Source organism: Rhizobium esperanzae (assembly GCF_014197615.1).
Taxonomy (GTDB): Bacteria; Pseudomonadota; Alphaproteobacteria; order Rhizobiales; family Rhizobiaceae; genus Rhizobium; species Rhizobium esperanzae_A.
Window position 1 is genome coordinate 1 of record NZ_JACIFY010000033.1, and the last position, 13,928, is coordinate 13,928.

The 13,928-nt window shown below is 65.2% G+C and carries 11 protein-coding genes; 6 read left to right on the plus strand and 5 right to left on the minus strand.

Translation table 11 applies throughout. The annotated features are described in order from the left end of the window. The first annotated feature begins 452 nt into the window (after positions 1-452). The 4 genes from GGD57_RS28215 to ppdK all read left to right on the plus strand — a co-directional run bounded on the left by GGD57_RS28215 (position 453) and on the right by ppdK (position 8,514). A complete protein-coding gene (locus tag GGD57_RS28215) occupies positions 453-1,223 on the plus strand; it encodes a DsbA family protein (protein ID WP_432443407.1) in 771 nt (256 codons plus the stop codon). Positions 1,224-1,478: 255 nt separating this feature from the next. Next, positions 1,479-4,940 (plus strand): chromosome segregation SMC family protein, encoded by a 3,462-nt coding sequence (locus tag GGD57_RS28220; RefSeq protein WP_184473464.1) that lies wholly within the window; start codon positions 1,479-1,481, stop codon positions 4,938-4,940. 608 nt (positions 4,941-5,548) lie between these two features. Further along, positions 5,549-5,767, plus strand: a complete 219-nt coding sequence (locus tag GGD57_RS28225) for a hypothetical protein (protein ID WP_184473465.1) — start codon at positions 5,549-5,551, stop codon at positions 5,765-5,767. An 80-nt stretch (positions 5,768-5,847) separates the two neighbouring features. Further along, positions 5,848-8,514, plus strand: a complete 2,667-nt coding sequence (gene ppdK, locus GGD57_RS28230) for a pyruvate, phosphate dikinase (protein ID WP_184473466.1) — start codon at positions 5,848-5,850, stop codon at positions 8,512-8,514. Between the two features lie 29 nt (positions 8,515-8,543). Here the strand turns inward: ppdK and GGD57_RS28235 are convergent, their stop codons facing one another. Further along, positions 8,544-8,819 (minus strand): hypothetical protein, encoded by a 276-nt coding sequence (locus GGD57_RS28235; RefSeq protein WP_184473467.1) that lies wholly within the window; start codon positions 8,817-8,819, stop codon positions 8,544-8,546. A 328-nt stretch (positions 8,820-9,147) separates the two neighbouring features. Continuing rightward, entirely contained in the window at positions 9,148-9,339 is a 192-nt protein-coding gene (locus tag GGD57_RS28240) for a hypothetical protein (protein ID WP_184473468.1), read from the minus strand. A 122-nt stretch (positions 9,340-9,461) separates the two neighbouring features. Between GGD57_RS28240 and GGD57_RS28245 the strand changes: the two genes are divergently transcribed. Next, positions 9,462-9,707, plus strand: coding sequence for a hypothetical protein (locus tag GGD57_RS28245; protein WP_184473469.1), 246 nt, complete (start codon positions 9,462-9,464; stop codon positions 9,705-9,707). Between the two features lie 25 nt (positions 9,708-9,732). Here GGD57_RS28245 and GGD57_RS28250 read toward each other — a convergent pair whose 3' ends face one another. Next, a complete protein-coding gene (locus GGD57_RS28250; RefSeq protein ID WP_184473470.1) occupies positions 9,733-10,122 on the minus strand; it encodes a hypothetical protein in 390 nt (129 codons plus the stop codon). A 292-nt stretch (positions 10,123-10,414) separates the two neighbouring features. Between GGD57_RS28250 and GGD57_RS28255 the strand changes: the two genes are divergently transcribed. Continuing rightward, positions 10,415-11,296 (plus strand): DUF1499 domain-containing protein, encoded by an 882-nt coding sequence (locus GGD57_RS28255; protein WP_184473471.1) that lies wholly within the window; start codon positions 10,415-10,417, stop codon positions 11,294-11,296. A 451-nt stretch (positions 11,297-11,747) separates the two neighbouring features. Here the strand turns inward: GGD57_RS28255 and GGD57_RS28260 are convergent, their stop codons facing one another. Both GGD57_RS28260 and GGD57_RS28265 read right to left on the minus strand, forming a co-directional pair. Then, positions 11,748-13,469, minus strand: a complete 1,722-nt coding sequence (locus tag GGD57_RS28260) for an SDR family oxidoreductase (protein WP_184473472.1) — start codon at positions 13,467-13,469, stop codon at positions 11,748-11,750. Continuing rightward, the gene (locus GGD57_RS28265) at positions 13,466-13,915 is read right to left on the minus strand and encodes a thiol-disulfide oxidoreductase DCC family protein (RefSeq protein ID WP_184473473.1); all 450 of its coding nucleotides are present in this window, start codon (positions 13,913-13,915) and stop codon (positions 13,466-13,468) included. Before GGD57_RS28265 ends, GGD57_RS28260 begins: the two co-directional genes overlap by 4 nt. Positions 13,916-13,928: the final 13 nt, after the last annotated feature.

Below are 13,928 nucleotides of genomic sequence, written 5' to 3' on the forward strand. Positions count from 1 at the left end.
GGCGCAACACAGGTCGCAAAAATCGATCTCAAAAGCCAGCACTGAGTGTCAGGCATGTCTCCGAACATCTGTCAGGTATGTATCCGGGCTTTACATCAAGGCCTGGGATGACGGAGAATGAGGAGAGCAACTGACCTCGACCGCCAAACCAGCCGACCTCCCGAAAAATCATCTCGAAAGTGTCAGGCATGTCTCCGAACATCTGTCAGGTATGTATCCGGGCTTTACACTTGACCCTGGGATCCACGCGTTAGGGCTCTGCTTACTGGCTGATCCAGCGCGATGTCTATCGATGAGTCCAAAAGCTCACGCGCCGCAATTTTTGGTCGGCGGTCCCATCACGGTCACAATTCTTTGAAGGAAGTTGGCGAACCGTGGCTTGTGGGCGGCTGCCAGCCGTTATATCGCACAATCACGCCGTCAATCTCATTAGTTATGGGGAACCCATGCAGATGTCCGAAATGCAACTGACGAAACGCCGCCTCCTGGGTGGGATCGCCATCGCCGCAGCTGCCGCAGCGCTTGCCGCCTGCAACGACAGCAAGGACGCTGCCGATGCTTCGTCCTCCGGCAAGACCATGGCCGACGGCACCAATGTCGATACCATGCAGACGGCCGCCACCTCGGGGACCGAAATCCCGCAGCCGGATGGCGACGTCGACATGGCCGAGGTGCTGAAGCCCGGCGTGCTGCCGGAGATGGCGCTTGGCAAGGCCGACGCCCCGGTGAAGATCGTCGAATACATGTCGATGACCTGCCCGCATTGCGCCCATTTCCACAACACCACCTTCGATGCGATCAAGCAGAAATACGTCGACGCCGGCAAGGTGCAGTTCATCATCCGCGAATTCCCCTTCGACCCGCGTGCTGCCGCCGCCTTCATGCTTGCCCGCTGCAGCGCCTCCGATCCGCAGCAACTGAGCACGCCGGAACAGTATTTCCCGATGGTTTCGATGCTGTTCAAGCAGCAGCAGGTCTGGGCCGCCGCCGATGACGGCCGCGCCGCCTTGCTGCAGATGTCGAAGCTTGCGGGATTTACTGAGGATAGCTTCACGAAATGCTTGACGAACCAGAAGCTTCTGGATGAAGTGAACGCCACGCGGGAAAGAGGTTCCAAGGATTTCGGCGTCAACGCCACACCGACTTTCCTCATCAATGGCAAGCGCTACTCTGGAGACATGCCGGTTGACACCCTGTCGGCGCTCATCGACAGCCTGCTCTGAACCGGATCGTTTCGAAACGACGGGCGACGGTGAAAGCCGTGCGCCCGTTTTTTATTTTCAGCGCAGTTTGCGGGCGTGGCCCCCTCATCCGCCCTACGGGCACCTTCTCCCCGCTGGGGAGAAGAGGGAGTCGAGAGGCCGCGGCACATCCTCTTCGCCCCAGCGGGGGTCCGAAGGACGGGGCGAGACCCGTGGCTCGACCCCGGCAGGTGCCGGCAGGCGGATGAGGGGGCTTCCTGCCGTGGATATTTCCGCATGAAGTTCAACAAACTGCGCCTGGTCGGCTTCAAATCCTTCGTCGAGCCGACGGAATTCATCATCGAGCGGGGGCTGACCGGCGTCGTCGGGCCGAACGGCTGCGGCAAGTCGAACCTCGTCGAGGCCCTGCGCTGGGTGATGGGCGAGAATTCCTACAAGAACATGCGCGCCTCCGGCATGGACGACGTGATCTTTTCCGGTTCCGGCAACCGCCCGGCGCGCAACACTGCCGAAGTGGCGCTCTATCTCGACAATTCGACGCGCACCGCACCTGCCGGCTTCAACGACAGCGACGAGATCCAGGTCACCCGCCGTATCGAGCGCGAGCAGGGCTCGCTCTATCGCATCAACGGCAAGGAAAGCCGCGCCAAGGATGTGCAGCTGCTGTTTGCCGATGCCTCCACCGGCGCGCGTTCGCCCTCGATGGTCGGCCAGGGCCGCATCGGCGAACTGATCCAGGCCAAGCCGCAGGCCCGCCGCCAGCTGCTCGAAGAGGCGGCCGGCATTTCGGGCCTGCATTCGCGCCGTCATGAGGCGGAGCTTCGCCTGCGCGCCGCCGAAGGCAATCTCGAACGTCTCGACGACGTCACCTCGCAGCTCGAAGGCCAGATCGAGAGCCTGAAGCGCCAGGCCCGCCAGGCCAACCGCTTCAAGACGCTGTCGGCCGATATCCGCGCCCGCGAGGCGATGCTGCTGCATATCCGCTGGGTGCAGGCCAAGGAGGCCGAGGCCGAGGCCGACAGCGCCCTCAACCAGGCGACATCAGTCGTCGCCGAAAAGGCGCAGAACCAGATGGAGGCGGCCAAGCACCAGGGCATCGCCAGCCTGAAGCTGCCGGAACTGCGCGAGGGCGAGGCGCGTGCCGCCGCCGCGCTGCAGCGCCTGCAGATCGCCAGAAGCCAGCTGGAGGAGGATGCCGGCCGCATCCTGCGCCGCCGCGACGAGCTGACCCGTCGTCTCGCCCAGCTTGCAGAGGATATAAGCCGCGAGGAGCGGCTGGTCGCCGACAACTCAGTCATCCTGGCGCGGCTCGATGCCGAAGAGGCCGAGATTTCGGAGGTGCTGGCCGATTCCGGCCGTTATGCCGAGGAAACCCGCGAGGCTTTCGAGGGCGCGGCGGCAAAACTTGCCGACAGCGAGCGCATCTTCACCCAGCTGACGGCCGAGCGTGCCGAGGCGGCCGCCGGCCGCAACCAGCTGGAGCGCGCCATCCGCGATCTCGCCGATCGCCGTATGCGCCTCGAGCGCCAGATGCACGAGGCAAACCAGGAACTGTCGGCCATCGGCGAAAAGATATCAGGCCTGGCCGACCCGGACGAAAAACGCGCGATCGTCGAGGCCGGCGAAATCGCCCTTGCCGATGCGGAAGCCGCCGTCCAGGTGGTCGAGCAGGCGCTGGCCAGCGCCCGCCAGACCGAGGCGCTGTCGCGCGCCCCGGTCGATCAGGCCCGTTCGAGCCTGAATGCGCTGGAAACCGAGGCCCGCACCATTTCCCGCATGCTGGCCGCCGGTGCCGCCGCCGGCAAATTTCCGCCGGTGGCCGAGGAACTGAAGGTCGATCGCGGTTTCGAAACGGCGCTGGGTGCAGCCCTCGGCGACGATCTGGAATCGCCGCTCGATGCCGAGGCGCCGGCCCATTGGTCGGACAATGGCGACGGCGCCGGCGACCCGGCGCTGCCATCCGGCGTCACACCGCTGCTGACCCATATCAGCGCGCCCGCCGCACTGACGCGGCGCCTGCGCCAGATCGGCCTGGTCGGCGAGGGCGATGCCGGGCGGCTGATGGCGGCGCTGAAGCCCGGCCAGCGGCTGGTGACCAAAGACGGCGCCGTCTACCGCTGGGACGGTCATGTTACCGGCGCCGACGCCCCGAGTGCCGCAGCCCTGCGCCTTGCCCAGAAGAACCGCCTGGCCGAGCTCGAAAGCGAAGCGGCCCTTGCCCGCGACGTTCTCGTCGAAGCCGAAGAGCGGCAGGCGGAAGCTGCCGAGGCGATCCGCGGCCAGGAGGCAAGGCTTGCCGAGGCGCGCGACATGAGCCGCCTGTCGGCCCGCCATCTTGCCGAAGCGCGCGAGGCGCTGGCGGCAGCCGAGCGTGCCTCCGGCGATCTGATCCGCCGGCGCGATGTCGTCAGCGAAGCCGTCAGCCAGCTGCAATCGCAGCTGGGGGAAATTGCCGTCCAGGAAGAGAATGCCCGCATCGAGCTGGAGGATGCGCCCGACCTGACGGCGATTGACGAACGGCTGCGCTTCCAGCAGGCGGAAGTGGCGACCGATCGCGGCGCGCTTGCCGAAAGCCGCGCCCGCCACGAAAGCCTGGCGCGCGAAAACGAGGGCCGCCAGCGCCGCATCATGGCGATCGGCCAGGAGCGCGAAACCTGGCGCCAGCGGGCGGCCAGCGGCGAAGACCATGTCGCCACACTGCGCGAGCGCGAGGAAGAGGCGCGCGAAGAGGCTGCCGAACTCGAATTGGCGCCGGATGAATTCGACGACAAACGCCGCGCCCTGCTCAACGAATTGCAGAAGGCCGAGGAGGCGCGCCGCAACGCCGGCGATCTGCTGGCCGAGGCCGAACGCATTCAGCGCGAAGCCGACCACAAGGCGACGACCGCACTGGCGGAACTTGCCGAATGCCGGGAACGCCGCGGCCGCGCCGAAGAACGCCTGGTCTCCGCCCGCGAAAAGCGGCAGGAAAGCGAGAGCCGTATCCGCGAGATGCTGAACGTTGCCCCGCACGAGGCTCTGCAGCTGACCGGCCGCCCGACCATGCAGGCGCTTCCCGATCCGCGCGAAGTCGAGCGCGAACTCGAACGCCTGAAGATCGAGCGTGAGCGGCTCGGCGCGGTCAACTTGCGCGCCGACGAGGAGCAGAAGGAACTCAGCGAGAAGCTCGAAGCGCTGATCAAGGAGCGTGACGATGTCATCGACGCGATCCGCAAGCTGCGCGGCGCCATCCAGAGCCTCAACCGCGAGGGCCGCGAGCGGCTGATCGCCGCCTTCGATATCGTCAATGCCCAGTTCCAGCGGCTGTTCACCCATCTGTTCGGCGGCGGCACGGCCGAACTGCAGCTGATCGAATCCGACGATCCGCTGGAAGCCGGCCTCGAAATCCTGGCGCGGCCGCCCGGCAAGAAGCCGCAGACCATGACGCTGCTCTCCGGCGGCGAACAGGCGCTGACGGCAATGGCGCTGATCTTCGCCGTCTTCCTCACCAACCCGGCGCCGATCTGCGTGCTCGACGAAGTCGACGCGCCGCTCGACGACCACAATGTCGAGCGCTATTGCAACCTGATGGACGAAATGGCGGCCTCCACCGAAACCCGCTTCGTCATCATCACCCACAATCCGATCACCATGGCCCGCATGAACCGCCTCTTCGGCGTCACCATGGCCGAGCAGGGCGTCTCCACACTGGTCTCCGTCGACCTGCAGACGGCGGAGCGTTTGCGCGAGATTGCCTGAGGTTGGCGGCTGCTTTTTGGGCATACGCGGGTGCCCATTTGTGACCCGATAGTGCTTGCCGCGTGGATGCTCGGGTCAAGCCCGAGCATGACGGAGTGTGGGGATTCTGCGGGGCAAGAACGGAGGCACGTGTCAGTTGTCGCCTCTTGCGACGTGCGCCCTCGGTCTCCGTCATGCTCGGGCTTGACCCGAGCATCCACCCACGCGCGCGCCGGAAATACCCTATCGCCTTGTTTTCACACAGCCGAGGCACGGCCGCGTTGCGTGCTGTCCGCAAAATCACCACCGAGTTTTTGCAGAATTTGCATTAAACACCAAAAAAGGTCGGCTCTCCGGCGGTCCGTACCCTATTTGGGTGATGCTCTTTTCGCTGACTTGCATTAGAAGTTGTTTCAACGCAACCTGAATGCCTTGCTTGAAAGCAGGGGATCAAGACGCGGGATTTTCGAATTGCGTGCGGTTTTCCGGGCAGAGGGCAAGAGCCGGAAAGCTTGAGGCAGTTCCAGTAGGGCGCCGGCGATTTTCCTTTCGAAAAGCGTGCGGCAGCTTCACCGGAATTGTGTAAAAACAAGGCGATGGGCGTTTCCCCAAAGAGATGAGAGTGGGAAATGCGCTGGGTTGAGGGACCCCCCGTCCGGTTTTCCTGGCCGGACGGAAACAAGGCTTTGCGGGACATGTTGCAGTCCCGCAAAGCTTTTTTTATGCCTTCTCTTATGCTGGGCAATGTTTCAATCGTTTCATCAGCCGCGCCACCCAAGATTTATTGTGCGACGCAACATTTTGCCGCATTTGTCGATTTTCATTTCAACACCAACGGATTAAGCTGATTACTCAGACGTTGACGCTGCTGGAGCAATGTCGACGAGCTGGGGGATCAAGCTGATCCTTTCGTGGTGTTGGGGGGAAGATGACCAAGTGGGTCTATACGTTCGGCGACGGGCAGGCTGAGGGCCGGGCGCGCGATCAGGAGATTCTGGGCGGCAAGGGCGCCAATCTCGCGGAAATGTGCGCGCTCGGGCTGCCCGTTCCGCCGGGACTGACGATTATCGGCGATGCCTGCAACACCTATTACAAGAATGGCCGCCATATCGAGGATGAGCTGAAGGCCGAAGTGCGCGCCGGCATAGCGGGCATCGAGGCGATCACCGGCCGCCGCTTCGGCGCCGGCAGCCAGCCGCTGCTGCTGTCGGTGCGCTCCGGCGCCCGCGTCTCCATGCCTGGCATGATGGACACCGTGCTCAATCTCGGCCTCAACGACGAGACGGTGCAGGCGCTCGGCCATGATGCGGGCGACGCGCGGTTTGCCTGGGACAGCTACCGCCGCTTCATCCAGATGTATGCCGATGTCGTCATGGGCCTCGGCAACGACGCCTTCGAGGAAATCCTGGAAGACGAGAAGGCAAGGCTCGGCCATGAATTCGATACCGAGCTCAGCGCCACCGAATGGCAGCACATCGTCTCGCTCTACAAGCGGCTGATCGAGGAGGAATTGGCGCAGGAGTTTCCGCAGGATCCCGAAGTCCAGCTCTGGGGCGCGGTCGGTGCGGTCTTTTCCAGCTGGATGAGCGCGCGCGCCGTCACCTATCGCCAGCTTCACAACATTCCGGAGGGCTGGGGCACGGCGGTCAACATCCAGGCGATGGTGTTCGGCAATCTCGGCAATTCGTCGGCCACCGGCGTCGCCTTCACCCGCAATCCCTCGACCGGCGAGAGGGCGCTTTACGGCGAATTCCTGGTCAATGCGCAAGGCGAGGATGTCGTTGCCGGCATCCGCACGCCGCAAAGCATCACCGAGGAGGGGCGGCTTTCCTCCGGCTCCGACAAGCCCTCGATGGAAAAGCTGATGCCGGAGGCTTTCCATGAGCTTTGCCGCATCTGCACCGAGCTCGAAATCCATTATCGCGACATGCAGGATATCGAATTCACCATCGAGCGCGGCCGGCTGTGGATGCTGCAGACCCGCTCGGGCAAACGCTCGACCCGGGCGGCGATGAAGATTGCCGTCGACATGGTCGATGAGAAGGTGATCACCGAGGAGGAGGCGGTGCTGCGCATCGAACCCTCCAGCCTCGACCAGCTCCTGCACCCGACGATCGATCCACGCGTCAGCCGCCAGGTGATCGGCACCGGCCTGCCGGCCTCGCCGGGGGCCGCGACCGGCGCCATCGTCTTCACCGCCGAAGAGGCGGTCGAGGCGGAAGCCGAGGGCCGCAAGGTCATTCTGCTTCGGGTCGAGACCAGCCCGGAGGATATTCACGGCATGCATGCCGCCGAAGGCATATTGACGACGCGCGGCGGCATGACCAGCCATGCGGCGGTGGTTGCCCGCGGCATGGGCATCCCCTGCGTCGTCGGCGCCGGCACCATGCGCATCGATCAACGCAACGAGCGGCTGCTCGGCATCGGCGTGACGCTGAAGAAGGGCGATATCATCACCATCGACGGTTCGGCCGGCCAGGTGCTGAAGGGCGAGGTGCCGATGATCCAGCCGGAGCTTTCGGGCGATTTCGGCCGCATCATGGGCTGGGCCGACCGTGTCCGGCGCATGACGGTGCGCACCAATGCCGATACGCCGGCCGATGCGCGCGCCGCCCGCTCCTTCGGCGCCGAAGGCATCGGCCTTTGCCGCACCGAGCACATGTTCTTCGAGGGCGAGCGCATCCATGTGATGCGCGAGATGATCCTGGCCGTCGATGAGAAAGGCAGGCGGCTGGCGCTCGACAAGCTGCTGCCGATGCAGCGCCTGGATTTCACCGGCCTCTTCACCGAGATGCACGGCCTGCCGGTGACGATCCGCCTGCTCGATCCGCCGCTGCACGAATTCCTGCCGAAGACCGATGACGAGGTGGCCGAAGTCGCCTTCGCCATGGGCATGGAGCCGCTTGCCCTGCGCCAGCGCGTCGATGCGCTGCACGAGTTCAACCCGATGCTCGGCCATCGCGGCTGCCGGCTGGCGATCTCCTATCCCGAGATCGTCGAGATGCAGGCCCGCGCCATCTTCGAGGCGGCGGTTGCCGCAGCTAAGGAGACCGGAGCGGCCGTCGTGCCGGAGATCATGGTGCCGCTGGTCGGCCTGCGCTCCGAGCTCGATTACGTCAAGGCCTGCATCGACGCCATCGCCGGCGATGTCATGCGCGAGGCCGGCATGAAGATCGATTATCTCGTCGGCACGATGATCGAGCTGCCGCGCGCAGCACTCCGCGCCCATGTGATCGCCGAAGCCGCCGAATTCTTCTCCTTCGGCACCAACGACCTGACGCAGACCACCTTCGGCATCTCGCGCGACGATGCCTCGGCCTTCATCCCCACCTATCAGCGCAAGGGCATCATCGAGCACGATCCCTTCATCTCGCTCGATTTCGACGGGGTGGGGGAGCTGATTAGCATCGCCGCCGAACGCGGCCGGCGCACCCGCAACGACATGAAGCTCGGCATCTGCGGCGAACATGGCGGCGACCCGGCCTCGATCCGTTTCTGCGAGACGATCGGGCTGGATTACGTCTCCTGCTCGCCGTTCCGCGTGCCGATCGCCAGATTGGCGGCGGCCCAGGCGGTGATTTCGGCGAGCCGGTAAACCGGGCAGCCCCGCGGGCGCCCGGGCGGTCAGTGATGATACCGCCAGTGATCGCGGTAGATATAAGGCCCGTTCAGATCCCAGGCCATGCTCTGCATCATCTCCGCACTCTGCGCCCGCGACTCGGCGCGCCGTTCGAGATCGATGCGCTGCAGGCAGGTGGCGAAAGCATCGGTGCCGCGGCGGAACCCATAATTCAGGCACCGCTGCTCGTCCGCCGCCCGCCGCTCCTCCGGCGTCATCGTCTGGCAGGCGGCAAGCCCGGCCGTCACGGCAAGCAGGGCGATGAGAAGGGGGAGGCGCATTGGTGTGTTCCTTGCTTTTCCAGAAGGAAATGCCATTCGGGCGGTGGCGTCAAGCGAGGAGATAAGCCTCGTCCTCCTGCCGGCATCTTTGTATCGGGAAGCCTTCGCCGCTTGCCGATCTCCCTCCTTGTGGGGGAGATGCCCGGCAGGGCAGAGGGGGGTTCCAGGGCCTCAGTGCACTGCGGTTTCCCTCTGAGCCGGAAGGTTTCGGACGATACATGGTGCGCCGGCTTTCGGGCTTCGCGGCGGGGGCACCCCCCTCTGTCCTGCCGGACATCTCCCCCACAAGGGGGGAGATCAGCTGGGCGCGGCCCTCCTCGCCAGACCTTCAAGCCGCCCCCGCCGGATCCCCGATCGGCAGCAGCGCCGGGTCGAGCGGCGGGTCTTGCGGGTTTTTCGTGTCGCCCGGGTCCTGCGCTGGCGTCAGCGGTGGTTTTTCCTGGGTGCGGTCGGGAATGCCGGGGCTCGGCGTCGGGCCGCGTGGGCTATCGGCATTCGGTATCGGCTCTCTGTTCGGCATGATCGCCTCCTTTTGAAAAAAGGAACGGCAGCCCCGGCGGATGGTTCCACTTTCGCCGCCCGCCTTCCTATGCACAGGAGCGATTCCTCTGTATGAGGGGGCTTGCAAATAATGGAACGAGCATGGCCCTCCGCGATCGATTTTCGAAGAAACTGAACTGCCCGCAATGCGGCAATGAGGGCTTTGCCGAGGCCTCCGAGATCGACGATGCCAAGCGCAAGCACCCGGATTTCAAGGTCGATCAGCTGCCGCGCGGTTTTGGCGTGCAGCGGCCTTCCAATCACCAGGAAAGCTTCATGATCAAATGCGAATGCGGGCGCAAGTTCCCCTTCCGCAGCCTGGCGGAAGCGGCGGCGGAACGGCGCTAAGACTGCCGATTCGGCGTCGGAAAGTTCAGATCCGCTCCAGCACTTCGACGAAGGCTTCGGCAAAACGCAGCAGATGGGCGGTGTCCTCATCCGGCGCCTGCATGCGGATTTCGGTGCCGTTGTGATCGAGCAGCGCCAGCACGACGCGCGTCTCGTTGCCGCCGTCGGGAATGCGCAGCACGGCGATGCGGCGACAATCCTCGATCATCCCCCCGGCCGGCAGGTCGAACAGCAACTCGCCGCCCGAACGGTTGGCCGCCCGGCGCACCGCCTCGCAGAAGCCGGCATCGCCGCCGGCATAACCTTCGAGCGAAAGTTCGAGTTCGAGCAGTTCCATCGGCAGCACCGGCTCGCTGTGGTCGATCCCGCCAAGCGCAGACGCCTGCGGCCTTGCTGCCATCTCGGTTGAAATCATCCCGTCTCTCCTTGCCTTTAAAAAAATCGGAGATGAAACCGCGGCAGAATGATCTTTTTTTGCCATATCAGCAAGGGCTCATGAAATGGGCGGCCTATCGCCCGGGCATCGCCCGCAAATTCCGTCTGATATTCCGAAACAACGGTTTCAATTCAGCCGAATCTTGCCTCAAAGAAATAGAGCATGATGACGTCCGAAAACCGCTTCACACGTTTCGGCATCATGCTCTAAACAGGGGTATGGCGATTTGCGTGGTTGAGTGCGCGGCGCTGACGAGCAACCGGTAAGTTTGATGGCCATCCGCTTCGACCGTCCCGTTTCCAGCGCCGCCCGCTTTTCGCGGCTGCTCGGGGCGTTTTCGCTGGTGCTGGCGCTGGCGGTGCTGATCGCCCATCGCTTCGGCGGCCTCGCCACGCCCTATCTCGTGCTGCTGTTGATCGTTGCCGCCGGCTGCGGGCTGCTGGCCGCCATGCTGGCCGCGGTCGGCCTGCGCAGCCTCTGGGTATCCGGCGCCGAAGGCGGGCTGGCGGCCCTTGCCGCCCTGATCTATGCCGCCTTTCCGCTGGCGATCGGCGCCCTTGCCACCGAGCGTTACATGACGCTGCCCGCTATTTACGACGTCTCCACCGATCCGGCCTCGGCGCCCGACTGGCTGTCGCCGCCGAAATCCGATCAGATCTGGCTGAAGCGCAATCCGGTGACGCCGGAGGACCGCGAACAGCAGATGGCGGCCTATCCGGAACTGACCGGCCGGCGTTATGAGGGCGCGCTCGACCGCGTGCTGGAGGCGGTGCGCAAGGTCGCCAAGCAGAGCGGCTTCGTCATCGTCAAGACATCAGGCACCACCGAGCCGGCAAAGCCCGGACCCGGCGACGACGCCGTGGCCGATGCGCCGGGCATCATCCCCGTGCCGACGCCGCGCCCCTATGACGACGATGTCGCCAAGCTGATCCGCGGCGCCAACGGCGTGACGCTGCAGGCGACCAACCGCACGCTGATCCTCGGCCTGCGCTTCGATATCCTCATCCGGCTGCGCGAAGAGGCCGAAACCACCTTCGTCGACATCCGCGTCGCCTCCCGCTACGGCCAACACGACCTCGGCCTCAGCGCCGCCATCGCCGGCGATTATCTGAAGGCGCTGGACGCCGAGTTGCTGGGAATTGCGGGTGGGTGAGCCGCGGTGCCGCCGGAGGCGGCAGCAATCGATCCAGTGAATCGATTGCAGCGGCGAACGCCCTGAGCCCAAGCGAAGGGCCGGGATAGGGTGCGGCAGGCTCGACGCCATACGGTGCCGCGAGTTCGACGCTGCTGTGGTATCGAAGCAAGCCTCCCTCATTCTCTCCTTGGTCAAAAGCTCGAGGAAAGAATGACGGAGAGGGCGTGCCGTGTTGCACCCCCCTCTGCCCTGCCGGGCATCTCCCCCACAAGGGTGGAGATTGGCTGGGCGCACCGGCTTCCCCAAACAATGGGTGTTGCAGCCCGGCGCAACGATAGACAGATGCGAAGGTTCGGCCACTTGCCGATCTCCCTCCTTGTGGGGGAGATGCCCGGCAGGGCAGAGGGGGGTACCCCACGGCACGCCAGCACAGGTGAGGGGCAGCCACCCGCGCAAGGCCACCCACCCCTCACTCCACCACCAACCACCCCGTATACCGCACCACCAACCCCGTCAGCCGCCCGCCGATCTCGACGTGGAAATGAAACCGCCCATCCCGCTCCTCCTCATAGGTATCCCCACCCGGCGCCAGGAACAGCGGCAGCGGGATGCCGCAAAAGCGCCAGCCGCGCACCACGAGCCGCAGCCGCTGCCCCTCCGGCACCAGCGCCAGCAGCACCCGGAACGGCCCGAACACCTCGGCAAGCAGCGGCGGGTTGCCGCCCTTGGCCTCGGCCTGCCAGCTGTGGAACGTCTTGCCCCCGAATGTGCGGGTCCAGATCTCCCTGTCGCCCTCGGCGACGAACCGCACCGCCACCGGCACATCCTCGCCGGCGGCGGGAAAGCCGATGATGCCGGCGATCAGCCGGGCGAGCAGTCCGTTGCCGCGCTCGATCCGCGCCCGGCCGGAGGCAAGGCGGGTGCCGCCGCCATGGATTGCGGCGAGCGCCGGCGGCAGGTTCTGCCAGGCGTCGCCGAGCATGCGCCGGTAGAGCGGCTGGGCTTCATCCTCGTAATCCAGCCGCATGCCCGAGGTGATCGAAAAACCCCGGAAAGCGGCCTCGAAATCGGCCAGCGGCAATTCTCCCGCCGCCGGTCGGGCGCCGCTTTGTGGCCGCCGGCCTTCGAGCAGCCGGTGCACGAGCGCCTCGGCTGCGATGACCGGAATGAACGGCCCGTCATCGCCTTCGGCAATCAGCGACCAGTCGGCGGTCAGCCGCCGCCCGTTACGATCGAGCCCGCCGGCGCGCACGAACATGCCGCCGCGATGGGCGCCGAAAGCAAAGCGGTGGCTGGCGGCCTGCAGCACCTGGGCAAACGGCGTCAGCGAGGGCAGCAATCGCAGCTTCACCAGCCGGGCGGCAAAGCGCAGCAGCCGCTGCAGCGCCTGCGGCTCGGTGCCGACGCCGGTGAAGGTGGATTGCAGCCCGGCAATGTGCTGCGGCAGCAGCGCCAGATCCGGCGCATCCACCAGCAGGAAATTCCGGCTGGCGAGCGGCGCCACGCCGGGCGGGGCGATCGTCACCCGCATCTGATCGATCAGCCCGCGCCCCTCGGCCGGCTGCCCCTCGCGCAGCACCGCCACCGGCTTGCCGGCATAACTCGCGATCGCCCTGACGACATTGAGGCCGATCTTCACATGCGCCGACGGGGCAATGCCGGCGGCCACATTTTCGATGCGGGAGAAATGCGGCGCCATCGCCTGCAGCGCCGCGAAGGACAGCGCGGGCAGGCTGCTCAGCCCCGACAAAGCGAAGGTGCCCTTGGCCTTCGCCTCGGCATCGAGCCCACTGACGCCGGCGACGAAACCGGTGCTGTCGGCGAGATCGGCATAATCGATGCCGAGCGCTATGCAGGCCTGCACCACCTTATAGGCATCGCCGGTGAAGCTCTGGAACGGCCCGGAGGCATCGACGACGAGATTGGGCCTGAGCCGCGTCAGCTGCTCTCTGAGATCGCCGTTGCGATCGAAGGCCACCGCCTGCAGCGTCGCCCCGAGATCGGTGCTGCCCAGCCGCCCGGCGCCGCCCTTCTGCGCTCGGAGATCGGCGACGAAATCATCGGCCTTTTCGAGCGACCGCCCGCCGATCAGCAGCCTGAGCCTCGGTTCATCGCCCAGCAGCCGGGCCAGCCGGCCGCCGAACGTGCCGTAGCCGCCGATGATCAGCAGGGAAAATCGCCTGGCGCTCATGCGATGAAGCGGCTGCGCTGCTCCGGCGTCGGCACCATGCAGCTCTGGCGGCCGGCGATTTTCAGGCGGTTGCGGGCGATGAATTCATAAAGCACATCGGCGGCGCGCCGCGGCAAGAGCCGGAACAGCCTGACCAGCGAATAGGGAAAACCGAGCCCCGCCACCATGCGGATCGAACCGTCTGATTTGAAGAAGGCGCGGCCCTGCTCGATGAAAATATTGGTTTCGTAATCGCGGTCATCGAGCCCGTAATGCCGGTAGAGCGCTTGCCCGAGCGGCGTCTGCGCCGCGACGAAGCGGTATCGCTGCTGCCTGTCGTGCTTCAAAGCGAATTTCACCCAGCCGGAGCAGAAGACGCATTCGCCATCGAAGACGATCAGCGGCCGGTCATCGGCAAAGGCGGGAACCGCGGGATCGTTGCGATAGCTGTAATCGGCGCGCGCCATGGTCATTTCCCCA

What these genes read in the sequence shown, in the direction of transcription:
- GGD57_RS28225 (WP_184473465.1), top strand. Translation starts at nt 5,549, where the DNA reads ATGCGCTGGGTTGAGGGACCCCCCGTCCGGTTTTCCTGGCCGGACGGA.
- GGD57_RS28250 (WP_184473470.1), bottom strand. Translation starts at nt 10,122, where the DNA reads ATGATTTCAACCGAGATGGCAGCAAGGCCGCAGGCGTCTGCGCTTGGC.
- GGD57_RS28255 (WP_184473471.1), top strand. Translation starts at nt 10,415, where the DNA reads ATGGCCATCCGCTTCGACCGTCCCGTTTCCAGCGCCGCCCGCTTTTCG.
- GGD57_RS28245 (WP_184473469.1), top strand. Translation starts at nt 9,462, where the DNA reads ATGGCCCTCCGCGATCGATTTTCGAAGAAACTGAACTGCCCGCAATGC.
- GGD57_RS28265 (WP_184473473.1), bottom strand. Translation starts at nt 13,915, where the DNA reads ATGGCGCGCGCCGATTACAGCTATCGCAACGATCCCGCGGTTCCCGCC.
- GGD57_RS28215 (WP_432443407.1), top strand. Translation starts at nt 453, where the DNA reads ATGTCCGAAATGCAACTGACGAAACGCCGCCTCCTGGGTGGGATCGCC.
- GGD57_RS28235 (WP_184473467.1), bottom strand. Translation starts at nt 8,819, where the DNA reads ATGCGCCTCCCCCTTCTCATCGCCCTGCTTGCCGTGACGGCCGGGCTT.
- GGD57_RS28220 (WP_184473464.1), top strand. Translation starts at nt 1,479, where the DNA reads ATGAAGTTCAACAAACTGCGCCTGGTCGGCTTCAAATCCTTCGTCGAG.
- ppdK (WP_184473466.1), top strand. Translation starts at nt 5,848, where the DNA reads ATGACCAAGTGGGTCTATACGTTCGGCGACGGGCAGGCTGAGGGCCGG.
- GGD57_RS28240 (WP_184473468.1), bottom strand. Translation starts at nt 9,339, where the DNA reads ATGCCGAACAGAGAGCCGATACCGAATGCCGATAGCCCACGCGGCCCG.
- GGD57_RS28260 (WP_184473472.1), bottom strand. Translation starts at nt 13,469, where the DNA reads ATGAGCGCCAGGCGATTTTCCCTGCTGATCATCGGCGGCTACGGCACG.